21 protein-coding genes are annotated in these 24,136 nt (G+C 41.6%); 12 read left to right on the top strand and 9 right to left on the bottom strand.

The window, feature by feature from the left end; all coding sequences use genetic code 11:
- Positions 1-30 precede the first annotated feature (30 nt).
- The 5 genes from FTU12_RS05535 to FTU12_RS05515 form a co-directional block, all read right to left on the bottom strand.
- Positions 31-864, bottom strand: coding sequence for an enhanced serine sensitivity protein SseB C-terminal domain-containing protein (locus FTU12_RS05535; protein ID WP_180113933.1), 834 nt, complete (start codon positions 862-864; stop codon positions 31-33).
- 84 nt (positions 865-948) lie between these two features.
- Positions 949-1,794: a diaminopimelate epimerase gene (gene dapF, locus FTU12_RS05530; protein ID WP_111883917.1), complete on the bottom strand. Its 846-nt coding sequence runs from the start codon at positions 1,792-1,794 to the stop codon at positions 949-951.
- 13 nt (positions 1,795-1,807) lie between these two features.
- Entirely contained in the window at positions 1,808-3,052 is a 1,245-nt protein-coding gene (gene lysA, locus FTU12_RS05525) for a diaminopimelate decarboxylase (RefSeq protein ID WP_180003346.1), read from the bottom strand.
- A gap of 24 nt (positions 3,053-3,076) precedes the next feature.
- Complete coding sequence (locus tag FTU12_RS05520) at positions 3,077-3,286, bottom strand: lipoprotein (RefSeq protein WP_373684138.1); 210 nt, start codon at positions 3,284-3,286, stop codon at positions 3,077-3,079.
- Between the two features lie 344 nt (positions 3,287-3,630).
- Positions 3,631-5,034, bottom strand: a complete 1,404-nt coding sequence (locus tag FTU12_RS05515) for an amino acid permease (protein WP_078192075.1) — start codon at positions 5,032-5,034, stop codon at positions 3,631-3,633.
- Positions 5,035-5,364: 330 nt separating this feature from the next.
- On the opposite strand from FTU12_RS05515, the gene FTU12_RS05510 reads away from it, so the two are divergent.
- Entirely contained in the window at positions 5,365-6,726 is a 1,362-nt protein-coding gene (locus FTU12_RS05510) for a sodium:alanine symporter family protein (protein WP_180113931.1), read from the top strand.
- A 75-nt stretch (positions 6,727-6,801) separates the two neighbouring features.
- Here FTU12_RS05510 and FTU12_RS05505 read toward each other — a convergent pair whose 3' ends face one another.
- Complete coding sequence (locus FTU12_RS05505) at positions 6,802-7,329, bottom strand: hypothetical protein (protein ID WP_306670099.1); 528 nt, start codon at positions 7,327-7,329, stop codon at positions 6,802-6,804.
- A 185-nt stretch (positions 7,330-7,514) separates the two neighbouring features.
- Here FTU12_RS05505 and radA point away from each other — a divergent pair, with 185 nt between their 5' ends.
- The 6 genes from radA (at position 7,515) to FTU12_RS05475 (ending at position 13,263) form a co-directional block, all read left to right on the top strand.
- Positions 7,515-8,903 carry a DNA repair protein RadA gene (gene radA, locus FTU12_RS05500; RefSeq protein ID WP_180113930.1) on the top strand — a complete coding sequence of 463 codons (1,389 nt, stop codon included), beginning with the start codon at positions 7,515-7,517 and terminating at the stop codon, positions 8,901-8,903.
- A gap of 123 nt (positions 8,904-9,026) precedes the next feature.
- Entirely contained in the window at positions 9,027-10,028 is a 1,002-nt protein-coding gene (locus FTU12_RS05495; protein ID WP_180113929.1) for a Tim44 domain-containing protein, read from the top strand.
- 202 nt (positions 10,029-10,230) lie between these two features.
- A complete protein-coding gene (locus FTU12_RS05490; RefSeq protein ID WP_180109446.1) occupies positions 10,231-10,578 on the top strand; it encodes a hypothetical protein in 348 nt (115 codons plus the stop codon).
- A 1-nt stretch (position 10,579) separates the two neighbouring features.
- Complete coding sequence (locus FTU12_RS05485) at positions 10,580-12,313, top strand: PepSY domain-containing protein (protein ID WP_180113928.1); 1,734 nt, start codon at positions 10,580-10,582, stop codon at positions 12,311-12,313.
- Complete coding sequence (locus FTU12_RS05480; protein WP_180065030.1) at positions 12,310-12,648, top strand: DUF3325 domain-containing protein; 339 nt, start codon at positions 12,310-12,312, stop codon at positions 12,646-12,648. The genes FTU12_RS05485 and FTU12_RS05480 overlap by 4 nt, the downstream gene beginning before the upstream one ends.
- A 102-nt stretch (positions 12,649-12,750) precedes the next feature.
- The gene (locus FTU12_RS05475) at positions 12,751-13,263 is read left to right on the top strand and encodes a tetratricopeptide repeat protein (protein ID WP_180020727.1); all 513 of its coding nucleotides are present in this window, start codon (positions 12,751-12,753) and stop codon (positions 13,261-13,263) included.
- A gap of 64 nt (positions 13,264-13,327) precedes the next feature.
- Here FTU12_RS05475 and FTU12_RS05470 read toward each other — a convergent pair whose 3' ends face one another.
- The 3 genes from FTU12_RS05470 to FTU12_RS05460 form a co-directional block, all read right to left on the bottom strand.
- Positions 13,328-13,852 carry a peptidase C39 gene (locus FTU12_RS05470; protein WP_180113927.1) on the bottom strand — a complete coding sequence of 175 codons (525 nt, stop codon included), beginning with the start codon at positions 13,850-13,852 and terminating at the stop codon, positions 13,328-13,330.
- Positions 13,853-13,917: 65 nt separating this feature from the next.
- The gene (locus tag FTU12_RS05465) at positions 13,918-14,865 is read right to left on the bottom strand and encodes a DUF4424 family protein (RefSeq protein WP_180113926.1); all 948 of its coding nucleotides are present in this window, start codon (positions 14,863-14,865) and stop codon (positions 13,918-13,920) included.
- A gap of 67 nt (positions 14,866-14,932) precedes the next feature.
- Positions 14,933-15,202 (bottom strand): hypothetical protein, encoded by a 270-nt coding sequence (locus tag FTU12_RS05460; RefSeq protein ID WP_180113925.1) that lies wholly within the window; start codon positions 15,200-15,202, stop codon positions 14,933-14,935.
- Positions 15,203-15,438: 236 nt separating this feature from the next.
- Here FTU12_RS05460 and ahcY point away from each other — a divergent pair, with 236 nt between their 5' ends.
- From ahcY to FTU12_RS05435, 5 genes are all read left to right on the top strand, one after another.
- On the top strand, positions 15,439-16,821 hold the full coding sequence (ahcY, locus tag FTU12_RS05455; RefSeq protein WP_078192086.1) for an adenosylhomocysteinase: 1,383 nt from the start codon (positions 15,439-15,441) through the stop codon (positions 16,819-16,821).
- A 184-nt stretch (positions 16,822-17,005) separates the two neighbouring features.
- Positions 17,006-17,842: a methylenetetrahydrofolate reductase [NAD(P)H] gene (gene metF / locus FTU12_RS05450; protein ID WP_168378282.1), complete on the top strand. Its 837-nt coding sequence runs from the start codon at positions 17,006-17,008 to the stop codon at positions 17,840-17,842.
- 32 nt (positions 17,843-17,874) lie between these two features.
- Positions 17,875-18,588 carry a 16S rRNA (uracil(1498)-N(3))-methyltransferase gene (locus FTU12_RS05445; RefSeq protein WP_180034410.1) on the top strand — a complete coding sequence of 238 codons (714 nt, stop codon included), beginning with the start codon at positions 17,875-17,877 and terminating at the stop codon, positions 18,586-18,588.
- A gap of 183 nt (positions 18,589-18,771) precedes the next feature.
- Positions 18,772-21,648, top strand: coding sequence for an EAL domain-containing protein (locus FTU12_RS05440; protein WP_180113924.1), 2,877 nt, complete (start codon positions 18,772-18,774; stop codon positions 21,646-21,648).
- A gap of 140 nt (positions 21,649-21,788) precedes the next feature.
- The gene (locus tag FTU12_RS05435) at positions 21,789-24,068 is read left to right on the top strand and encodes an NADP-dependent malic enzyme (protein WP_078192090.1); all 2,280 of its coding nucleotides are present in this window, start codon (positions 21,789-21,791) and stop codon (positions 24,066-24,068) included.
- Positions 24,069-24,136: the final 68 nt, after the last annotated feature.

Below are 24,136 nucleotides of genomic sequence, written 5' to 3'. Positions count from 1 at the left end.
CGTTCTCTAAAGCGATCTTACATATCTGTTTTATGAAAAGAGTCTAGCAAAGAACCCCTTAGGCTTACCATCAACACGTTGGTAAAAAGCTTGCGTTTCATTAAGCAAATACCCTTCTACACCATCGACACTGTGCGGATTGACATGGATTAAATCCACTGGGCATTGCTCTTTAAAACTATCCTGTGTGATACGACCAATTTTACTGTGCAAATCTTGAATTTGTTGTTCAGACAATCCCGCCTCTAAATCTAGTCCGATGAGTAAAGTTGGTGAATCATCTCGAGCTTGATTCAGCATTTGCGCCAAATAAGCAGCTTTTACCACACGCTCTGTGCCGAAAAAAATGCTTAATTGATCAATCATAAACTGAGGATATTCCGCCGGCTGACCAATTAAAACCTCCGTATCTTCCGTAACTTCATAGTTTTCTGAGGGCTGAATATACTGATCGTTCAGCAAATGTTGAATTTCTTCTGGTACAAAGTCCTTCGTCGCATCAGGTGATTGAGGATTCAATACAAGCCTTGCCCCCAAGGTCATTTCAAATAATGCCTTGGTTGGTAGCCGGATATACGACTCCTTTTCAGATATTGCCAACCGCATTTTTTCCAAGGACGTAAAAAACGGGATGACGCAATCATAAGTCTCATCTTCCCATGATTTCAATTGAACGCTGTCGCCTTCATCCAAGATCAAATCTTCGGCAATACGTGAATCACGTCCCCCTGTTGTTCCCACACAATACACATTGGCTGCCAATAACTGAGCTAAAAATTCGGGTCGATACGCGGGTTCATGTAAGGCTTTATGAAAAAGTTGTTCTAAGATTTCTTCTTTTATTTCTTCGTTTATTTGTTCCATGTTGATTCCAATCCAATTGAATTATAATTTTTTATTCACTTTTTATTTTATGAAAAAAGCCCTGAATGAATCAGGGCTTTGATTTTAACCTTGGAAGTAACTTAAATCTAAGCGTCCTTCGTAAACTGTTGCAGTTGGTCCAGTCATCCAAACCACACCACCTTCTTGCCACTCAATTTGCAGCTTACCACCTGCCAACTCTATTTCGACCGAATTAGCTAATAAACCACGACGCATACCTGATACTGCCGCTGCACAAGCACCTGTACCACAGGCCATAGTTTCACCGACACCACGTTCAAATACACGTAAGCGTGCATGTTTCTCGTCCACAATTTGCATAAAACCTGCATTTACACGCTGTGGAAAACGCTCATGCGATTCGACTTGTGGACCAATTTTAGCGACGTCTGCAGTAATGACATCAGGAACGATCGTCACTGCATGCGGATTACCCATACTCACCACATCAATGGTGAGTTGTTCATTATTCGCCAATGCAATGTCGTATAAGTTTTCAGGCTCTTCCGCAATAAATGGAATTTCATGCGGCAAAAAGCGTGGATAACCCATGTTGACGCGCACCCAACCATTCGCACCTAATTCAGGCTCTACGATACCTGACTTGGTTTGTACTTTGATTTTGGTTTTGCTGGTCAACTTACGTTCATGCACAAAGCGCGCAAAACAACGTACGCCATTACCGCATTGTTCAACTTCCGAACCATCTGCATTAAAAATACGATATTTAAAATCGACATTAGGCAAATCAGGTGGCTCTACAATCAAAAGCTGATCAAAACCAATACCAAAATGACGGTCAGCCAAACGCTGAATCGTCACTGTATCTAAATAAGCCCGTTGGCTAATTAGATCGACCACCATAAAGTCATTGCCAAGGCCATGCATTTTGGTAAATTCTAATAACATCTCGAATTTCTCCTTAAGGCAATAAACGTTCACGTTCCCATAAGGATTCGATGGTTTCACGCTCACGAATCAAATGAGACTGATCACCATCAACCATCACTTCAGCAGCACGTCCGCGGCTGTTGTAGTTTGAGCTCATGACAAAACCATAAGCACCCGCACCCAATACTGCAAGCACATCATTTTCTTGAATCGCCAAATGACGTTGCTTTCCGAGGAAATCTCCGGTTTCACAAATCGCACCAACAACATCCCAGTCTTTCTTTTCTGTATCAGTACGAGGCGTTACTTCCTGAATATCCATCCATGCTTCATATAAAGCGGGACGGATTAAGTCGTTCATAGCAGCATCAATAATGGCAAAATTACGATGATTGGTCGGTTTGAGTAAATCAACTTTGGTTAACAACACACCTGCATTTGCAGAAATACTACGCCCCGGCTCCATATATACCTTAAGGCCTAATTTTTCTAAAGCCGGACGCATTGCCTGAGCATATTCTTCAACAGTTGGCGGAACTTCGTCTTTGTAAGTCACGCCTAAACCACCACCAATATCGATGTGTTTTAGATGAATACCCATCTCTTTCAGTTGATTGATCATTACAATGACACGATCAAGTGCATCAACAAAAGGCTGAGTTTCAGTCAACTGTGAGCCGATATGACAATCAATCCCGATAATCTCAAGATTTGGCAATGATGCCGCATACGCATAAGTTTCAAAAACGCTGTCTGAAGGAATACCGAATTTATTTTCTTTTAAACCCGTAGAGATATAAGGATGGGTTTTAGCATCCACATCTGGATTTACACGCAATGAAATCGGTGCTTTCTTACCCATTGCAGCAGCAACTTTTTGGATTCGATCCAACTCTGCATGTGATTCAACGTTAAAACATGCAATACCCACGTCCAATGCTTTTTGGATATCGGCTTCAGTTTTACCCAAACCTGAGAATACAATTTTAGAAGCTTCACCACCGGCTTTTAACACACGTGCGAGTTCTCCACCCGTCACGATATCAAAACCAGCGCCCTGCTTGGCAAGTACGTTTAACACCGCAAGATTAGAGTTTGACTTTACCGCAAAACAAATTTGATGGTCGATAAAGCTAAATGCACGATCCATATCTGAATAATGCTTTTCAAAAGTAGCTTTTGAATAAACATAAAGCGGTGTGCCATATTGCTGTGCAAGCTGTTGTAAAGAACATTGCTCTGCATGCAATACCCCATTCGTACGGGTGAAACTCATGAAAGTATCCTTTCTATAAAAGCGTTAAGGTGTAGGGTTAGAATTTGAAGATTCCGATTCAGTTGCAACAGGAGCCGCTTGTTTTTCCTGCTTTTGCTGTGCAAGCGTATCTGGATAAATCAGATATTTTGCACGCTTATCTGCATTGGCATCTGAAGGTAAATGCAATGCACCAGACTGACCACAAGCGGTCAGCAGCACAGCACTTGCTAATACAATAATTTTATAATTCATAAAACGATACATAAACGTACCTAATGAAAAGATTTTTCCGAGTATAACGTGATCAACCCGCGGATAAAAGAAAAGCCCTGTAATTCCAAGTGAGCTTTTTGCCATTCTGCACTAAATTTAAGCAAAATTTGATGGTGCTGTTTTCAATCCTTATTTGTCTTTATTTCTAGCTCGATCAGGCTATTGATTTCACTGAAATAGCTTATCAATTTGAATGCTGTTTAATACAAATCGAAACGCTAATAAACAGTCTGTTTTAACTTAAAATAAGTCCATATCCAAATAAAAAAGCTGCCCCCTCAGGAGCAACTTTTTATGTTTTTACATCAGATCAAAAATGTAAATTAATGGTGCTTTTTCTTATAAAAACCAAAATAACCAATAATCAAAATGATGAACCAAATTGGGCTCACCATGAGCGCTTTCATGGTATCTGCTTCTAGCGACAAGACATAAATCATGCCGATGAAGAAGATAATCACAAGCCAGCAGGTATATAAGCCGCCCGGTAATTTAAAGGTTGACTTCGCATGTAACTCAGGACGAGTTTTATAGTAAACGATATAGCTCCAGATAATCATGAGCCATACGCAGATAAATAAAATCGTAGACAGTGTGGTTGCTAATGTGAAGGCTTCAACCGTGTTCGGTACGAAATACTGTAATGCCGCACCCAACAGTAAACAAACTGCAGAGAAATACAATGCATTTGCAGGAACTGCACGTGAGTTTAGACGACCAAACGCTTTTGGACCTTGCTCTTCACGAGATAAACCAAACAACATACGTGAAGTCGAGAACACACCACTATTCATAGATGACATGACCGATGACAACACCACCAAGTTCATAATAATGGCAGCAGCAGCAATACCGGCTTGGCTAAACAAGTTCACGAATGGTGAAATGCTTGGGTCAATGGCATTCCATGGCGTAACGGACATCACAATCACAAGTGCAAGCACATAGAAAATAATGATACGAATCGGAATCGAGTTCACAGCTTTAGGTAAGTTGTGCTCTGGATCTTTGGTTTCTGCAGCCGTAGTACCGACGAGTTCCACGCCGACAAAGGCAAAAATGGCGATCTGGAAACCTGCCAAGAAGCCGGTTACACCTGTTGGAAATAGACCACCATGTGACCATAAATGCGTGAATGATGCGATTTCACCTGTCGATGAGGTAAATCCGGTAAAGATCATCCAAAGACCGACACCAATGAGCACCACGATTGCAATAATCTTAATCAGTGCAAACCAAAACTCTAACTCACCAAAAAGTTTAACCGTAACAAGGTTTAAACCCATGATAAACACAATGGCGGCAACACTGATCATCACCCCTTCTTCGGGCGAGAACGGGTTACCTCCATTAAAGAATTGCAGGTAATAAATAATGGCCGATAAATCTGCAATCCCTATAGTGATCCAGCACAGCCAATAGGTCCAACCCACAAAATAGCCTGCCCACGGGCCGATTAAGTCGGTTGCAAAATCGATAAAAGATTTATATTCAAGATTTGATAGTAATAACTCGCCTAATGCACGCATGACGAGGAAAACCATAAAACCAATAATCATATAGATAATAAGGATGGACGGACCAGCTAAACTGATGGTCTTTCCTGACCCCATAAATAAACCTGTACCAATCGCACCACCAATCGCAATCAATTGCAGGTGTCGGTTGGACAAGCTTCGTTTCAAATCGCCGCTATCAGCGTGCGATCCATGAATTTCATTTGACATTATTTAATTCAACTTCGCGTTCCAATTGCGACAAATTAACGTAAAAATTTCAGAAAATACAAAATTATTTCTCATCATCTATATTTTCGGATTAAGTGACAAAGTTAATTTATTTTTCTTATATATAAAAATCTTAACCTCTATCCCAAATTCAAAGCGACAAACAAAACAACAATTTACTTGTAAAAACTTCAATTCTATGCAAAAAATATTTTCCCAACGATAAAAAATTTATGCCAAAAATCATGGAAGTTTCTAACAATGGCATATCAATTGCTACAGATATCAAAAATGTAGCATTCACTCAGGACCGATAAGAAGAAAGATACTATGCAAGATCTACACACACTCATGAATACACTCAGTGGATGGGTCTGGGGCCCGTACATGCTGGTCCTCATTGTCGGAACAGGTGTATTCCTCACCTTCCGACTACTTTTCTGGCAATTTCGCATGTTGCCTTTCGCATTCAAACAAGTCTTTGGCAAGCATCCTAAAGCCAATCAACATGATGGCGATATTTCTCATTTCGCCTCACTTATGACCGCACTTTCTGCCACCATTGGTACAGGTAATATTGCCGGTGTAGCCACCGCTTGTGTGCTCGGTGGTCCGGGCGCAGTGTTTTGGATGTGGATAACCGCGCTCTTTGGTATGGCAACCAAATATGGTGAAGGTGTACTCGCTGTAAAGTTTCGTCATAAAAATGAAAATGGCGAAATGAACGGTGGTCCGATGTATTACATCGAACGTGGACTTGGGCCTAAGTGGAAATGGTTGGCAGTGGTATTTGCCCTATTTGGTACTTTGGCATCCTTTGGTATTGGTAGCTCAGTACAGTCGAACACTGTCGCGCTTGCTGTGCAAAACAGCTTAGGGATCAGCACACTCACCACTGCAATCGTTATCACCATATTCTCTGCACTCGTTATTTTAGGCGGCATCAAATCCATTTCTAAAGCCTCTTCATTTATTGTTCCAATTATGGCGGTAGGTTATGTATTGGGTGGCTTAATCATTATTTTCACCAACCTTGAATTGGTGATCCCTGCACTAAAAATGATCTTTAGCTATGCATTTACGGGCGAAGCTGCTGCGGGTGGTGCGATTGGTGCTGCGATTCGTTATGGTGTGGCACGTGGTGTATTCTCTAATGAAGCAGGTATGGGCTCAGCACCCATTGCCGCTGCGGCTGCAAAAACTGACCACCCAGCACGTCAAGGTCTTGTCTCTATGACAGGTACGTTCTTAGACACCATCATTGTTTGCTCAATTACAGGTATTGTACTTGTCATGGGCTTCATCATGGCAGGACAAAGCTTTGGTGATCAAACGGGTGCCGTACTGACGATTAGTGTTTTTGACAAACTACTTCCGGGCTTCGGTGGTTGGGTCGTGACTTTCGGTATTATTTTCTTCGCTTATTCAACCATTCTGGGTTGGAGCTATTATGGTGAAAAATGCTGTACTTACCTCTTAGGTGAAAAATCAGTACTGATTTATCGCTTAATTTACATCGCATCAGTCTTTGTCGGCTGTGTCGTAACACTTGATCTCGTTTGGTTATTTGCCGATACCTTTAACGGTTTGATGGCTGCACCAAACTGTATTGCACTGTTATTGCTCTCAGGCATCATTGTGAAAGAATCGAAAGATTTTATTGAACGTCGTAAATCAGGTGAGTTGTACTAATACCTGCATCCTGCTCAACAAAAAGCCACGTGAATTCACGTGGCTTTTTTATTCGGACTGAAAATCGATATTTACTTATTGAATTGTGCCAATTTGACCATCATCAAATTTGTCGTTTTTCGTGTTGCTTTCATTGGCTGCTTCATCTTTTGGATCTGATTCAGTATCTTCAATAAAGCCTTCACCAAATTGGTCACCAAACTCATTTTCAGCATATTCAGAATCTACAGAACTGGCTTCCATCAAATCGGCTTCGATTTCTAGGGCAATTTCCAAGGATAAAGAAAAGAACAATACCCCCTGAATTTTCATGTTCCCTTGTTCATCTTCAAGGTATTCACTGAGGGTTTTATATGCAGGGCTGCTTTCATCAAAAGGCACGTCAAGGTATAAATCACCTGTATAGCTATCGATTAACGACTCACCTTCTAGCCCCATACAAGGGAAATAGTCGATATTTTGCAGGTCAAACCAGTGCATAACATCATTACGCACCGTATTTTTTTCAGGATGTTGATGATCATATTCTTCAAAATGCACAAATAACACATCACGATTTTTTTCACGTGCGATGGCATCGATATGTCGTAATAGTTCAGTCATGTGGTGACCCATTTCAAAAAATATAATGCGCTATTATAAAGTGCTTACTATGTAAAAGTGCAGCTATTGAAAATAAAACGACATCAATTGACCTTCATCAGTCATTTCATGCGATAAAAACTTGGTTTTTCGATGTATTCACCGCTATGCTGTGACTCAATTTGAGTTTGTGCACAGTAAATATTATGGCGAAAGCAAAAAGTGTCTATCGATGTGAACAATGTGGTGCTGATCATCCCAAATGGGCCGGTCAATGTACCGAATGTGGTGAATGGAATTCATTAGTCGAAGTCAATATTGCACCCGCTGTTACACACCGTGCGCAGCCTAAAATGGGCGGTGGCTATGCAGGTCAAGCAGCTGCTGTGACTACCTTAAATCAAGTTTCCGTTTCGCATGAAACTCGAATGGCAACAGGTATTGGTGAATTTGACCGTGTGCTCGGCGGTGGACTGGTCACAGGTTCAGTAGTGCTGATTGGTGGTGACCCCGGCATTGGTAAATCCACTATTTTGCTACAAACCGCAACCTATATGGCGGCGAGTAAAAGTTCTGCCTTATATGTCACAGGTGAGGAATCTTTGTCTCAGGTTGCTCTACGTGCCCAGCGCCTAGATTTGCAGACCGATCAACTCAAAGTCATGGCAGAAACCTGTGTCGAGCGCATTTGTGAAGTATTGGCACATGAACGCCCTGCCGTGGCCATTTTAGATTCGATCCAAACCTTATACACCGAGACACTCCAGTCTGCGCCGGGGGGTGTTTCCCAAATTCGTGAATCGGCTGCACTCCTGACCCGCTTTGCCAAAAATAGTGGCACAGCATTGTTTATTGTCGGTCACGTAACAAAAGAAGGTTCTTTGGCTGGCCCTCGCGTGCTTGAGCACATGGTCGATTGTGTTTTGTATTTTGAAGGTCAGCCTGACTCTCGCTTCCGTATGATTCGTGCGGTGAAAAACCGTTTTGGTGCAGTCAACGAGCTTGGTGTATTTGGCATGACCGATAAAGGTCTACGCGAGGTATCAAACCCATCCGCTATTTTCCTGAGTCGTTATGATGAAGCCATTCCGGGTTCCATTGTCATGATTAGCCGTGAAGGTACACGTCCACTTTTAGTTGAAGTTCAGGCTTTGGTGGATGATGCGCATGGACAACCGCGGCGCGTAGCCTTAGGTTTAGAACAAAACCGTTTAAACATGCTTTTAGCCGTTATGCACCGTCATGGTGGCGTACAAACTGCAGGACAAGATGTCTATGTCAATGTCGTCGGTGGCTTAAAAATCACGGAAACCGGTTCTGACCTTGCGGTACTTTTAGCCTGTGCCTCTAGCTTAAGAGCTAAAGCCCTGCCACAGCATTTGGCGGTATTTGGCGAAGTCGGACTTTCAGGCGAAATCCGTCCTGTACCCAATGGACAGGAACGACTCAAAGAAGCCATTAAGCATGGTTTTAAAACCATTATTTTACCTCGTGGTAATGCACCGCAAAAACCCATTTCAGGTGTAGAGATTATTTCTGTCGCACGTTTACATGAGGCGTTGAGTCAGGCAATTACGCTGACCGATGAGTCTTAGTCACGTTGATTAGTTTATTTTGAATGAATTTTCAATTTTTTACCGATGTTCTATTGAAATTCAATACAAATGGCGGCATAACTAGATGGCTATTTTAACTTTATATAGATATAGGAAAATTTGATGGAAGTTCGACAGCGTGGTTTGATGACTGCTCTTTTAACAGCAGCCCTTTTGGTAGCGCCGATTGCAGAAGCGAAACGTGCCGGTGGTGGTAAAAGCCATGGTATGAGCCGTCAAGCTGCTCCAACTCAGTCTTATCAGCAACCTCGTCAATCTGCTCCTGTTCAACAGCCTGCAACTGCTGGCGCTCCAGCAAAATCTGGCTCGAATGTGGGCGGAATGGTTGCTGCTGGTGTGGCTGGTGCTGCAATTGGTGCTGTCGCTGCAAATGCGATGGCCGATGACAATAACGGTCAAGCAGCTTCTGAAGCGCAAGCTCAACAACAGGAAGAGAAAGGTGGTATTCCAGGCTGGATCTGGATTTTACTTGCCGCTGCTGTTGCCTTCTTCATTTTCCGTAAGATGGGCGCAAAAAAAAAACTAACCACTAACAATCCGTATGCGCCAAACAGCGGTGCAAACAATGCACCGTTTGGCCAACAAAATGCTGCACCTCGTGCAGGCAATGACAATACGAATATTTTTGGTAATTCTGTAGGCGGTAATTCAGCAGCTTCAAATGCTCCATTTGGTGCAGCTGCTGCAACGAACGCGCCTTTTGGTGCTGCCTATACCAACAGCGGCAATCAATTGCCTGATGGTACAGAGCCAGCAACATTTTTACGTGTTGCACGTCAGCGTTTTAACCACATTCAATCGATGAATACGGCAAGCAACATTTCTGAAATTCAGCGTTACTTAACGCCTGATCTTTACCAGTCTATGTATAACGACATTATGGCGAATAAAGATGAAGACGTTGCTGAGTTTTCTAACTTAAATGCTATGGTGGTCGATTCTGCTAACGAAAATGGTCAATACGTTGTAAGTGTGCGTTTTACAGGTACTGTAAGTGAAGACTTAAATAGCCTGCCACAGCCTTTTGCTGAAGTATGGCATTTTGTTAAACCTGCGGGTTCTGATCAAGACTGGTTAGTTGCAGGCATTCAACAAGAGCAATAATGTAGACAATTAAGCATTCTTGCATTCTAAAATAGCGACTTCGGTCGCTATTTTTTTGCCTTTATTTCCCCTCTTTTTAAATCAATTTCTACTCAGCATGCTGAAATATCAATAATTATGTGAATACATTATTCTAATTATTAATAATAATTGTTATCATTTAGATTAACTTTAATACAATTTCCAAGCGCTTAAGTATTTTATGAATAGCTCACCACCTGAGGCACTCGTGACACCCCTCAAATCTGCGCTGCCTAAAACGCGTAAAGACACTCCTTCTCTATTGACCTATCGCTTGATGATTTTCTATCGCTTTGCCCTCGCTTTAGTGGGCGGATATGTTGTCGCAATGCTATCTGCCATCGTAATTGCAGATGTATTTAGCGAAGACCGTGGAAGTGCAGCCATGAGTGCAACTTTAATTTCATTTATCCTGTGGAGCTGTGCATTTATTTGGGTCTTTATGGTGAATAAAACCCTCAAAGCAACTTTAGGCATTGTGATCCCTGCGGTGTGTTTGTATGCCATTTACATGATGATGGGAAGCTAAAATGCGTGTTGATGCAAAAGTAGAGGGGCCTCGCCAGTCCATGTCTTGGCTGCATACATGGGCTAGCCTAATCTTAGGTTGGTTGCTGTATGCTATTTTCCTGACCGGAACCCTGAGCTTCTTTAAAAATGAAATCAATGTTTGGATGACACCTGAGCTGCATCAATCTGTTCCAGCCAGTTCACAAGTCCAACAAACTGAAGTCGCACTGAATTATTTACAGCAAAATCATCCGAATGCAGGTGCTTGGAATATTTTGCTGCCAAATACGCGTCAAAATGCCACATTAATTACCGTTCGTGAACAAGGTGAAGACCCTCGCGCACGCCGTGGTGGTAAACAAATCTACATTGATAGTGCTACAGGTGAAGTACTTGAGCCGCGCGATACGCGTGGTGGTAATTTTCTCTATCGTTTCCATTTCGAACTATATGGCATGCCACGTATGTGGACACGATGGTTTATCGGGATAGCCACACTGTTGATGTTAGTTGCCATCATTAGTGGTGTCATTACTCATAAAAAAATCTTTAAAGATTTCTTTACCTTCCGTTCAGGTAAAGGACAACGTTCTTGGCTCGATGCACATAATGCAACCGCAGTATTTGCGCTTCCCTTCCACATCATGATCACCTTTAGTGGCCTGTTGCTGTTGTTATTTACGATCATGCCTTGGGGGATTGAGCGTATTTATGAAAACCGTGGACAATTTTTACAAGAACAAAATCGTGCCTTGGTTCAGGAAAATAAACCTGAAGGACGTGAAGAACGTGGCGAACGCCCACAACAATCCCGTGCCAATTCTGCACAAAACCAAGGCGAAAATCGTGCTGAGGGCCGTGGTGAAGGTCGAGGAGATCGTCGCTCTAAACGTGAAGAGCAACCTGTCGTTGCTGCGCCGTTGACCAATTTAGCGCCTATCGTGACTGCGGTTCAGACTGAATGGAAAACTAATCCTATTAGTACCGTTAGCATCATTGCACCGAATACAGCCCAAGCTAAAATTGAACTACGAGCCTTACATGGTGAAAGTGTCGCGTATCGAAATGTCTATGCAAGCAAACAATTTGATGGCGTAACTGGTAAAGACTTAACTGACGAAAGTGCTAAGTTAAAGCACCCTTCTGTACCTATGGGTATTTACAATGTAGTGACTACGCTGCATGAAGCACGCGGTGTAGATTTAGCACTACGTTGGCTGCTGTTTATTTCAGGGATTGTAGGCACACTGATGGTCGCTACAGGTCTCATTCTGTGGTGTGTAAAACGTGCGCCGCAACAGCAAAAACAAGGCTTTAAATCATTTGGCTACCGCACGGTTGAAGTGACCAATATTGCAGCGATTATTGGTTTGCCGATTGCCTGCGCAGCATTTTTCTATGCCAACCGTTTTATTCCCGCACAACTTGAAAACCGTTCGGAATTAGAAATTCGTAGTTTCTTTATTGTTTGGCTACTAACGCTTATTTATGCGATGTTCCGTACGCATCGTCAAGCGTGGCTAGAACTTTTAGCTTTTGCCACAGCAATTTTTGCTTTACTGCCAATTGTAAACTTCATGACTGGTGGTCAAGCGCTTTGGAATACCATGGCAAATGGCCAATGGATGATTGCATCCTTTGATCTTGCAATGTGGCTTTTGGCTATCTTGTTTGCCTATTCATTTTACAAAGTGAAAAAGCATAAAGGGCTGCCTGTTAAAAAAGCACGTGGCACAAAGGAGGTTGAAGCATGATGTTCTTTCTCCTGATTTGGGCACTGAGTAGCTTAGGTTTTTTTGCCTTGGCATGCAGCATGTCTAAACATCAAAAGCAGTTCTACAGCAAAGAACTAAGTGTGGGCCAAACACGCTTAGCCACGTTAGTCGGCTGGGCGCTATTGATTATTGCCTTGATAATTTGCCTCTCTCTTGGAACGCCGAGCAATAACATCAGTTATTGGTTTGGCGCGCTGACTATTGCGGCTTTATTTGTCGGGCTATGTATTAGTTATATCGCTGAATATTTTTGGAAAATTATTGGTGCATTGGTTGTCGTATTTGTATTGTCAGCAGTGTTATTGAAATTTTAATTCTTTAGACAACATTCTCTAAACATTGAAAGCCAATCTTCGGATTGGCTTTTTTCATGCCAACAGATTAGGCTATGCCTATTCTGCTCTTTTGGATTACACATGTCTGAACTTTCAATCTCTCCTGCTTTATATAACCGCGCTATGGTAGGCAATAAAGATGCTCAATTTGAACTGGCTGAAATTTATATGCAAAGTGAAAATGATGAGCATGTTGAACTTGCTGAAGAATGGGCACTCAAAGCAGCTCAGTTAGGTCATGTAGAAGCCATGTATTGGCTGGGTGAAGGCTATGCAGTCTATGCCAAAGATATGCTCGAAGAAGATCCTGAAGAATCTAAAACCTATTTTGAACATGCGCACCGCTGGTTAGAACAAGCGGCAAAACATGACCATCCTGCTGCAATTTTAGAATTGGCCAATTTTTACCGTCGCGGCGATGTGGTGGAAAAAGATGTCGCTAAATCCATTGAACTTGTTGAACAATCTGCCAAACTGGGCGAAGTTCAAGCCATGCGTGATTTGGCTTTTATTTATGTCAATGGCTTAGGCATCGACGCCGATGAAGAAAAAGCAGATTTTTGGAATGAAAAAGCCAATGTGGCTGAGCAGTAATCCAATTCTTTTCTAAAAAATAAAGCCCATCTCATGATGGGCTTTTTGCTTTTAACAAAATGGCTCAGCTCGCCACATAGTCATTTACATCCACCGTAATGACTTGTCTGCAAATGCCCTCTGCCCCACGCTGCTGTTCAAATACGTCTGCTGGCATGGCATCAAAACTGTCAAAGAAACTGATTTCTGCTTCGTCAATTTCATACACCAAAGAATGATTCCCCACGCCCTCTAGGGTGTCGTAATAGACAATCACAAACTGATTTTGTTCAAAAGCCTGCTGGATTTGTGCATAGCCAATTGCAGGTAATATAGGCAGTTCCAATTGATCCGCTTCTGCATAGCTGCGTTTTTCACTGTCTTGCAGCTCAGGATCATGCTCTGTGTAAAACTTTACTAGAAAGCCAAACTTTTTCAGTCCTACAGCCAAACCAATGGTTGTTGTGCCATGGCCAGCTTCATAAGCGCAAACTTCGATGAGCTGCTGAATGTCTGCATCTATACCTAAGTGCTGCAGCAACATCCACACTGCATAAATGCCGCCATTGGCTTCTAAATTTGCCAACTCATCAGGTATTTCCATCGACATATATCAAAACTCAAAATTGCTTATGGACGATGATAAACAAATCGCAGCAGTTTTGCCTGCAAGTTTTAATCCAGACCTGATTTCACATGCACAAAAATAATGTCCAAATCTTGTTTGGGCACAAAATTCTTTTCAACCATTTGAAACTGCGTAGCGCTGATTTTCTTCACTTTACCTGCCCAGCAAAAAGAAACCAACTCTCCTGCATCACGCTCGATAGTCAGTTTAAAATCTTGAATAGGCTTTGCCCAATTGGCACCAGTTTTTAAGATATAGCCCAGCGCTTGAAATGGTGCATGCTGTGATTTAGCCTTTCTGAGTCCTGCCTTAAAGTTTTGATCCATACAATAACTTTTATTATATTCATCAGGATATAAAGCCACAGACCCACCCACTAGCGGTGCATATTGATGCTGTACACGTGTGAGCGCATTGGCTTTAAACGTTTGCTTCCAGCTATAAATCACCTGAGATGACCATGAAATTTCTTCACTCAAATCTTTGGGCAATACTTTTTGCAGCGCTGCATTTTTACAGTTTCTAAGCTTTGCCTCAAAAGTTTTATATTCAACATCTTGCCTGCTCCACGGATTCAACATGTCTTTTTCCGTAAATCCGCATTGCTTAAAACTCTCAGTCATATCAATCGGCGCTGTTTTTTCATCTTTTTGAATAAAAGTGCGCACATGCATTTCTGGCTGAATCGTTTTTCCATTCACCTGAACTTTAAAACTTTTTAGCAATTTTTCAGTATTGGCAAAATCAGATTCAAAGAAGTTTTCAACTTTTGGCAGTGGAAAGAGTATGGTTTCAGTCACGTCTTTATTGCTCAGATTTTTAAACTGATAATCGACCTTGATGATTTTTTTACTAATAAACAGGTCTTCACTGAACATTTGAATGTCTTTATTTTTAAGGTACTGCACACCGCCTGTTGCCACATAGCCTGTTGAATCGTTGGCATATGTTAGTGCTGAAAAACACAAGCATATGAATGCAGTTAATTTTTTCATTATTAGCTTCCAATTTTTTATATTTAAAATTGCACTAGAATATCATCGACCATTTTTCAGGAATATACTAAGAAATTAGCCCTATCCCGATAATTATAAGGGCAATGATGCCAATCAAAATAATAAAACTCACTGCTTTTATGACTACTCTAAGGGTTAAATTTAAGCCTTTCGTATAATTTTCAATAAAGCCTGAAAATTTAAATAAGGATAAAACCCCAATCAAAATTAAAGGCAGAAAAAAAATATCTTGTGGTGAAAAGTCGCCTCGCCTTGCTGAGACAGCTTGTGAAGATACGAGTAAAACTAGGAAAATATTAAATTTTAATATATTCATGATATGTACGTTATTATCTTTTTATTATCAGATTATTCATCTACATATTAACCAATTTTTGATTGGAACTCACTCTATTTCCAAGTACAATACTGCCCTAGTCGAGGGATGCTGCGACTTTCTTATAGGCACTAAATATAAGATCGCTAGGCTCGACGATTCGGTTGGACACTCGCTCCAATCAACAACGGCATCCGCGAACATAATGATCAATTGTTTTTATTAAGGAGATCGTGATGAACGCGGTTAATGCTTCATTTACAGATTATAAAGTTGCCGACATTTCACTAGCTGACTACGGCCGTAAAGAAATCAAACTTGCAGAAGCAGAAATGCCAGCCCTAATGGGTCTTCGCAAACGCTATGCAGCGGCTAAACCGCTTGCTGGCGCGAAAATCCTTGGCTGTATCCACATGACCATTCAAACTGCAGTTTTAATTGAAACTCTAGTTGAATTAGGTGCAGAAGTTCGCTGGACTTCTTGCAACATCTTCTCTACTCAAGACCACGCTGCTGCTGCAATCGCTGCTGCGGGTATTCCTGTATTTGCTTGGAAAGGCGAAACTGAAGAAGAATATATGTGGTGTCTTGAACAGCAAATCAATGTGAACGGTACACCTTGGGATGCCAACATGATTCTGGACGATGGCGGTGACTTAACTGCACTTGTTCACGAAAAATACCCAGAAGTGATTGCAAAAATCCACGGTATTACTGAAGAAACCACTACAGGTGTTCAACGTCTTTACGAAATGCACCGCGACGGTACTTTAAAAGTTCCAGCGATTAACGTAAATGACTCTGTAACCAAGTCTAAAAATGACAATAAATACGGCTGCCGTCACTCACTTAACGATGCAATCAAACGTGGTACAGATATGCTTTTATCTGGTCGTCGTGCGCTTGTAATCGGTTATGGTGACGTAGGTAAAGGTTCTGCTCAATCACTTCGTCAAGAAGGCATGATTGTACGTGTCACTGAAGTTGACCCTATCTGTGCAATGCAAGCATGCATGGACGGTTTCGAAGTTGTTGCTCCGTATAAAAATGGCATTCAAACGGGTAAGAAAGAAGACATCAACCTTGATCTTCTTCAAAATACTGACTTGATCGTAACAACAACTGGTAACTACCACGTATGTGACGCTGCAATGCTTGATTCATTAAAAGCTGGCGCTGTAGTTTGTAACATCGGTCATTTCGATACTGAAATCGACACAAATTACTTACGTGGTTATAAGTGGGTTGAAGTTAAGCCACAAGTTCACCAAGTGTATCGTTCAGAAAATGAAAATGATTACCTTATTCTTCTTTCAGAAGGCCGTTTGGTGAACCTTGGTAATGCAACCGGTCACCCTTCACGTATTATGGATGGTTCTTTTGCCAACCAAGTATTGGGTCAAATGCACCTATTCGCTGAAAAATTTGCTGATCTTCCTGAAGATCAAAAACAAGCTGCGATCCGCGTAGAACTTATTCCTAAGAAATTAGACGAAGAAGTTGCTGCTGCAATGGTTGCAGGTTTCGGTGGCGTATTAACGACTTTGACTCAAGAACAAGCGGATTACCTCGGTGTTCAAGTTGAAGGCCCGTTCAAAGCTGAGGCTTATAAATACTAAGTTTTATAAATACCTCTCCCTAACCCTCTCCTAAAAGGAGAGGGAACTCTTCATTGTGAAAGCAAATTTGATGTTAACTCCAAATCACTATTACTTTCATAATGGAAGTCCCTTCTCCCTCTGGGAGAAGGTTAGGATGAGGGGATTTTTTTAAATAAAAGTATTTATAAAAAAGGATTTGAACATGTCAAAACAGATTCCTATTTCCTTTGAGTTCTTCCCGACCAAAACTGATGCGGGCGCGGAAAAACTTAAAGTTGTACACCAAGAACTTCAATTATTAAATCCTGAATTTTTCTCTGTAACATACGGTGCAGGCGGTTCTACCCGTGAACGCACTTTGTCTACATTGAATGATTTCAACGGTAAAGGCACACCGGTTGCCCCCCACCTGTCTTGTATTGGTGACAGCAAAGAACGTATTGCTGAATTGCTGGATTTGTATAAATCGCAAGGCATTGACCGTATTGTTGCGCTGCGCGGCGACTTGCCGTCTGGCCAAGTGGGCTTGGGCGAATTGCCTTATGCAACAGATCTTGTGCGTTTCATCCGTGAGCACACTGGTGATCATTTCAAAATTGAAGTTGCAGCATACCCAGAAATGCACCCGCAAGCAGACAGCTTTGATCTCGACATCAAACGTTTCTGCGACAAAGCCAATGCGGGCGCTAACGCAGCACTCACACAGTTCTTCTTCAATCCAGATGCCTACTTCTACTTTGTAGAACGCATTCAAAAAGAAGGCGTGAACATTCCTGTCGCTCCAGGCATCATGCCTATTACCAATGCAAGTAATTTAATTCGCTTTGCTGATGGTACAGGTGCAGAAATTCCACGTTGGATTCGCAAACAGCTTGCGACTTATGGCGACGATACAGCGTCAATCAAAGCCTTTGGTCATGAAGTGATTGTAAAACTTTGCGAACGCCTGATTGCTGGTGGTGCGCCAAGCCTGCACTTCTACACCATGAACACCACTGACCCTACACGTCAACTTGTGAAAGACCTCGGTCTTGCATAAGACATTTCGACCTTTTTGAGAGTAAAACTTTAATGCCACGTTTTTATATTGAAGCTGATTTAACTGTTGGTACGACTGTTGAATTAACGGAAACAGTGTTTCATCACTGGGTAAAAGTTTTACGTGCTCAAGTGGGCGAAACAGCCACTTTGTTCAATGGGCAAGGTGGCGAATACCATATTGAATTGGTTGAAATCGCTAAAAAGTCGGCTGCCGTCCAAGTTTTGCAATTCAATCCAAGCAATCGCACACCACATTTTACGGCACTATTGGGTCAAGTGATGAGCAAAGGCGACCGCATGGATTATGCGATTCAAAAAGCGGTGGAACTCGGTGTTTCTGAAATTCAACTACTCACTTCAGAACGTTGTGAGATGCGTTTGAAGTACGATCGTGATCAAAAGAAACTTGACCATTGGCAAGGCATTGCTATTGCTGCTTGCGAACAGTGTGGACTCAACATTGTTCCTAAAGTACTTCCGCCTCTTTCCCTTGAAAAATGGTTGGAAAGTGACCTACCGACAACAAAATTGGTACTCGCACCCAATAAAGATGAAATTGATGTATTAGCTGATGCTGACCCACAATTTGCCTTACTGATTGGCCCTGAAGGTGGCTTGAGCGAAGCCGAGATCAGCGCAGCAAATGAGAAAGGTTTCGTGAACTGGTGTATCGGTGAACGTGTCCTTCGCACAGAAACTGCACCTGTAGTTGCACTTTCAATTTTAAATTATAAATTTATTTAATTTTTACTCGATAGTTCATCTGAAAGCATCAATGATGGCATCCTTGATATTGCTTTTTATTTGTAACGCAATTACCCTAGAGTCAATAAAAACAAATGATTTGTTACCAAGAATAAACAAATACTCTCAGGAACAATACAAATACAACGATCTAGATTTAGTTAAGGCAGGGTTTTTATATTCATGACGTATAAACAAGATGAATATATCAAGCAGTACAATCATACTGCTCAAATTGCGAACACGATTCGCCATAGCCGCTATTTTTTAGTCAGTATCCTGATTATTTGCTTATATATTTTTTCGATATATCAAATTTTTTATAAATCGCCATCTTTGTATTTCAATATTTGGTTTATTTTTACAGAAGTTTTTGTCAGTTTATGCTGGCTGATGAGCACCGTTTATTTTAAACCCGAACAATATTCACTGATGATTGCGCATCGTTGGCTACAGTTTCAGTGTTTTTCAGTTGGTACGTTGATTGCGAGCGGTATCTTTTTAATTTTTTACTATTTACCTGCGACCAATCAAAGCTTTGAACCGATTCAGGCCTTAACGCTCTCCGCCCTACTCTTGATCGTGACACAAACCTTTGGTTTGACCTATTTAACGCAAAAACTCAATTATTTTTGTTTGGCCTTCATCCCGTCTATTGTGCCGTATCTGATTGCACAGTTCTTTTTCTTAGATGGTTCAAATCACTTATTTAGCCTGAGTATTAATTTTGGGCTCATTGTGATTCTAATGTGCGCCATGACGTCGTATCGGATTCACCGTCGTGTATCGACCTTACATGCTAAAAATAACCTACTGGTCGATAGTGCCAAGCAACAAGTCAAATGGACTGATGAACTGTGTCAGCAGCTCCAAGATGAAGTCAACAAATCACGAGACATCGAATTACAGCTACAACTGGGTAACCAAATCCTTGAACAGAAAGTTAAAGAGCGGACCTTCGACATTGAGCAAATGAATAAAGATTTAGAAAACCAACAAGCCAATTTAGTCCTTGCGCATGAAATCGCCGGTTTACGTCCTTGGGATTGGAATATCAAAGACCGTAAAATCGTTGTCACCAACTATAAGCAAGAAAAAACCCTTAGACATTCGAAAGAGCATCAGCAACAGTTACAACATGTGATCCATCCTGATGATATCCCTCATTTTAAATCAGCGATGATTCAACATCTACGTGGATTTAAAGACCGTTATGAGGCCACCTATCGGATTCAAAACAGTCAAGGAAAATGGTGTTGGGTACATGATATTGGACGGGTCATTCAACGCGATCCAGATAATCGTAAGCCATTGCGCATGGTCGGTATTCGACGTGATATCCATCAAGAACGAACATCACAAGAACGTTTAAAACTTGCAGCTAGTGTACTCGAACAAGCCGCTGAAGGAATTTTCATTTTAAATGAAGAACTGTGCTATATCGAAGTCAATCCGTTTTACGAACAATTAACCGGATTTAACTACGACCAAATTATTGGCAAACATCTATTTGATATCACAGCAAATTACAAATCAATTCAACGCAGTATGCACTACTCGATCATTAAACAAGTGCTGAAAATTGGTGAATATGATGGTGAATTGCACGAAAAATTTCTTTCAGGTAAAGAACTGACGCTGTGGATGCATATTAATGCCATTACCGATGATCAAAACCGTGTCACCCATTATATCGGGATCGTTTCAGACCTGACCGAACGTAAATTGCAAGAACAACGCTTATCATATTTAGAAAACTATGACACCTTAACGGATTTACCGAACCGTTTTTATTACAACTATCAACTGCATCAATATTTAGTTTCGCAGCAAGATTCGATTAAACAGTTGGCTGTCATTCGTTTAAACATCGATCGTTTCCGTCCATTAAATGAATATCTCAGCAACAATGGTGGTGACGAACTGTTACGCCAAGTCGCACAGCGTTTACGTCTAACCAATGCCGAAGCATTATTTGTTGCGCATTTAAATGGCGATGATTTTGCGATTGTGTATGAAATTTCACATATCCGCCCTTCAGTACAAGAACATTGTGAACGCATCAATAAAGCCTTTAGCATTCCATTTAATATTTTTGGCCAAGAACATGTCATCACCTTATCGATGGGTGTAGCGTTCTATCCTGAGCATGGCCGTCAGCTAGATTATCTAAATAACTGTGCAGAACAAGCGCTGAGCGAAGCTAAAAATTTGGGAGGCAATACTACACGTTATTATTCCAATGAAAATACCGCATTATTAGAGCAAGGGATCTTCTTGGAACGCGACTTGCGTAAAGCCATTCAAAATAATGAGCTGGTGGTGTATTACCAACCGAAGATCAATTTCCGTGATAAAAATATTTACGGTTTTGAAGCCTTGGTGCGCTGGAATCATCCTGAAAAAGGCTTAATACCACCGGGCTTATTTATTCCTTTAGCAGAACAAACCAGTTTAATTTCCGATATCGGGCGTTTTGTCCTGCAAAAAACCGCGCAGCAAATTCGCTTTTGGAATAATTTGGGTTATCAAAATATTTGTGTATCCGTCAATATTGTTGCACAGCAACTGCGCCGTGGACAATTATTAAATGATTTAGATGAAGCGATAGATGCCAATCAAATTGAGGGTGCCAGTCTGGAACTGGAAATTACAGAATCTTCTTTGGTCGAAAATCTAGATTCAGTACGTGAACTATTAAACGAAATAAAAAAACGTAAAATCAATATTTCACTTGATGACTTTGGTACGGGCTACTCATCACTGTCCTATTTAGCTGATTTCCCAATTGATATCTTAAAAATAGATCGCAGTTTTATCTCTAAAATTGGTGAAAATAAACAATTGGCCATCGTTAGTGCCATGATTGCCATGGGTAAAGCGATGGGCATGACGGTAGTCGCTGAAGGGATTGAAACTGAACAGCAGTTACAGTATCTACAAGACTTAGAATGTGACATTGCTCAAGGCTATTTTTTCTCTAAGCCACTGCCACAAGAAGAGGCAACCGTGTTCCTTGAAAACAATATCTCTTCGCCTGCTTATACTTACTTAATATAAGTCACTATGCCTGAGCTATAAGATTGTCTGAAAAAGACGCGACTTCGACTGTCCCAACTGTGCAACTAATGTTATATTCAAGCGGATAAAGCAAGCATTGCAGCTTTATATTGGATAAACAAAACACAATCGAGATACAGATGGACGATCAATCTTTAAAACAGCAGGCTTTGTATTATCACGAATTTCCAACTCCGGGGAAAATCAGCGTTACACCAAGCAAACAATTGGTCAACCAACACGATTTAGCCCTCGCATACTCGCCAGGTGTCGCTGCACCTTGTTTAGAAATTGAACGCGACCCATCTACTGCTGCACTTTACACAGCGCGCGGTAATCTTGTTGCTGTAGTCAGTAACGGTACAGCCGTACTGGGCTTAGGTAACATTGGTCCTTTAGCGTCAAAACCTGTTATGGAAGGTAAAGGCGTTCTATTCAAAAAATTCGCTGGTGTTGATGTTTTTGACATTGAAATTGCTGAAAACGATCCAGACAAAATCGTAGATATCGTTGCAGCATTAGAACCAACTTTCGGTGGTATCAACCTTGAAGACATCAAGGCCCCAGAGTGTTTCTACATCGAGCAAAAACTTCGTGAACGCATGAATATTCCTGTGTTCCATGATGACCAACATGGTACATCGATCATTGTGGGTTCTGCATTACTGAATGCACTTCAACTCAATGGCAAAAAAATTGAAGAAATCAAAATTGTCGCTTCTGGCGCAGGTGCTGCTGCCCTTTCATGTTTGAACTTACTTTGCGCACTTGGCGTGAAAAAAGAAAACATCGTTGTGGCAGATTCACGCGGTTTATTGACGACTAAACGTGAAGGCTTGGATGAGTCGAAAAAGGCATACGTTCAGGACATCGAAGGCTCTCAGCTTGCTGATGTAATGGAAGGTGCGGACATGTTCCTTGGTCTTTCTGCAGCAGGTATTTTGACCAAAGAAATGGTTAAAGTCATGGCGAAAGATCCGATTATCTTTGCCCTTGCTAACCCAGACCCTGAAATTCTTCCTGAACATGCACATGAAGCACGTCCAGACGTGATTATGGCAACTGGCCGTTCAGACTATCCAAACCAAGTGAATAATGCACTTTGCTTCCCTTATATCTTCCGTGGTGCACTAGATGTTGGCGCAACTACGATTAATGAAGAGATGAAGATTGCTTGTGTACATGCGATTGCTCGCATGGCACATGTCGAAGCTGATGCTGCATCGTATGGTGAAAAATCTGCTTCATTTGGTCGTGATTACCTCATTCCGCGCCCATTAGATCAACGTTTGATTCTTGAAATTGCACCTGCAATTGCACAAGCAGCGATGGATTCAGGTGTTGCAACTCGTCCGATTCAAGACTTCTCTGCATATCGTCAACGTTTGTCTGAATTCGTCTACAACTCTGCGTTTATGATGAAACCAATTTTTGCGCAAGCGAAAACTGATCCAAAACGCATTGCCTATGCTGAAGGTGAAGATTTACGTGTACTTCGCGCGGTGCAAATTGCTGTTGATGAAGGTTTGGCAAAACCAATCCTTGTCGGTCGCCCTGCAGTCATTGAAGCAAACATCAAGAAATTAGGCCTACGTCTTGAAGACGGCGTGAACATCACTATCGTCGATCAAGAAAAAAACCCTGATTATGATAAGTTTGCTGACGATTATTACAGCATCATGCAGCGTAAAGGTGTAACGCCTGAATACGCTCAGCGTGAAGCACGCCGCCGTTCTACACTTATTGCGGCAATGTTGGTTCGTCATGGTGTCGCTGACGGTATGCTATGTGGTACTTATTCAAGCTATGACATTCACTTAGACTTCGTCAGCAATGTGATTGGGCTAAAAGAAGGCCGTAATAACTTCTTCACGCTGAATGCATTGATGCTTGAAGACCGTAACTTGTTTATTGCTGATACTTACATTAACCGTAATCCAACAGCTGAACAACTTGCTGAAATGACTATTTTAGCGGCTGAAGAAGTACGCCGTTTTGGTATTACACCGCGTGTAGCATTGCTTTCTCACTCAAGTTTCGGTTCTGACCAAAATGATCCTAGCGCACAAAAAATGCGTAAGGTTTATGATATTTTGTCAGAAATTGCACCTGAACTTGAAGTTGAAGGTGAAATGCATGGTGATGCCGCACTGGATGAAAATATTCGTCATTTCGCATACCCGAACTCACGTTTTAAAGGTTCTGCGAACTTGCTGATTATGCCTAATCTGGATGCAGCGAACATTTCGTTCAACTTGTTGAAATCAACTTCAGGTAGTAACGTGACGATTGGCCCAATTCTTTTGGGTGCTGCAAAACCCGTTCATATTTTAACGCCAACAGCGACAACTCGCCGTTTAGTGAATATGACTGCATTGACTGTTGCAGAGATTCAAGAAAACGAAAAATTAGCACTCTAATTTAGTTGACCTGAACACACTTTGTGACTTGAGAAAACCTCTGTTCTGTAGCATGATTGCTCTAAGAA

The organism is Acinetobacter sp. YH12063, assembly GCF_013419715.1.
GTDB classification, from domain to species: Bacteria; Pseudomonadota; Gammaproteobacteria; order Pseudomonadales; family Moraxellaceae; genus Acinetobacter; species Acinetobacter amyesii.
This window is presented reverse-complemented; position numbering and strand designations above follow the sequence as displayed.

Bases quoted from the DNA above. Each gene is read 5' to 3' on its own strand.
- FTU12_RS05535 (WP_180113933.1), bottom strand. From the start codon at position 864: ATGGAACAAATAAACGAAGAAATAAAAGAAGAAATCTTAGAACAACTT.
- dapF (WP_111883917.1), bottom strand. From the start codon at position 1,794: ATGTTATTAGAATTTACCAAAATGCATGGCCTTGGCAATGACTTTATG.
- lysA (WP_180003346.1), bottom strand. From the start codon at position 3,052: ATGAGTTTCACCCGTACGAATGGGGTATTGCATGCAGAGCAATGTTCT.
- FTU12_RS05520 (WP_373684138.1), bottom strand. From the start codon at position 3,286: ATGAATTATAAAATTATTGTATTAGCAAGTGCTGTGCTGCTGACCGCT.
- FTU12_RS05515 (WP_078192075.1), bottom strand. From the start codon at position 5,034: ATGTCAAATGAAATTCATGGATCGCACGCTGATAGCGGCGATTTGAAA.
- FTU12_RS05510 (WP_180113931.1), top strand. From the start codon at position 5,365: ATGCAAGATCTACACACACTCATGAATACACTCAGTGGATGGGTCTGG.
- FTU12_RS05505 (WP_306670099.1), bottom strand. From the start codon at position 7,329: ATGACTGAACTATTACGACATATCGATGCCATCGCACGTGAAAAAAAT.
- radA (WP_180113930.1), top strand. From the start codon at position 7,515: ATGGCGAAAGCAAAAAGTGTCTATCGATGTGAACAATGTGGTGCTGAT.
- FTU12_RS05495 (WP_180113929.1), top strand. From the start codon at position 9,027: ATGGAAGTTCGACAGCGTGGTTTGATGACTGCTCTTTTAACAGCAGCC.
- FTU12_RS05490 (WP_180109446.1), top strand. From the start codon at position 10,231: ATGAATAGCTCACCACCTGAGGCACTCGTGACACCCCTCAAATCTGCG.
- FTU12_RS05485 (WP_180113928.1), top strand. From the start codon at position 10,580: ATGCGTGTTGATGCAAAAGTAGAGGGGCCTCGCCAGTCCATGTCTTGG.
- FTU12_RS05480 (WP_180065030.1), top strand. From the start codon at position 12,310: ATGATGTTCTTTCTCCTGATTTGGGCACTGAGTAGCTTAGGTTTTTTT.
- FTU12_RS05475 (WP_180020727.1), top strand. From the start codon at position 12,751: ATGTCTGAACTTTCAATCTCTCCTGCTTTATATAACCGCGCTATGGTA.
- FTU12_RS05470 (WP_180113927.1), bottom strand. From the start codon at position 13,852: ATGTCGATGGAAATACCTGATGAGTTGGCAAATTTAGAAGCCAATGGC.
- FTU12_RS05465 (WP_180113926.1), bottom strand. From the start codon at position 14,865: ATGAAAAAATTAACTGCATTCATATGCTTGTGTTTTTCAGCACTAACA.
- FTU12_RS05460 (WP_180113925.1), bottom strand. From the start codon at position 15,202: ATGAATATATTAAAATTTAATATTTTCCTAGTTTTACTCGTATCTTCA.
- ahcY (WP_078192086.1), top strand. From the start codon at position 15,439: ATGAACGCGGTTAATGCTTCATTTACAGATTATAAAGTTGCCGACATT.
- metF (WP_168378282.1), top strand. From the start codon at position 17,006: ATGTCAAAACAGATTCCTATTTCCTTTGAGTTCTTCCCGACCAAAACT.
- FTU12_RS05445 (WP_180034410.1), top strand. From the start codon at position 17,875: ATGCCACGTTTTTATATTGAAGCTGATTTAACTGTTGGTACGACTGTT.
- FTU12_RS05440 (WP_180113924.1), top strand. From the start codon at position 18,772: ATGACGTATAAACAAGATGAATATATCAAGCAGTACAATCATACTGCT.
- FTU12_RS05435 (WP_078192090.1), top strand. From the start codon at position 21,789: ATGGACGATCAATCTTTAAAACAGCAGGCTTTGTATTATCACGAATTT.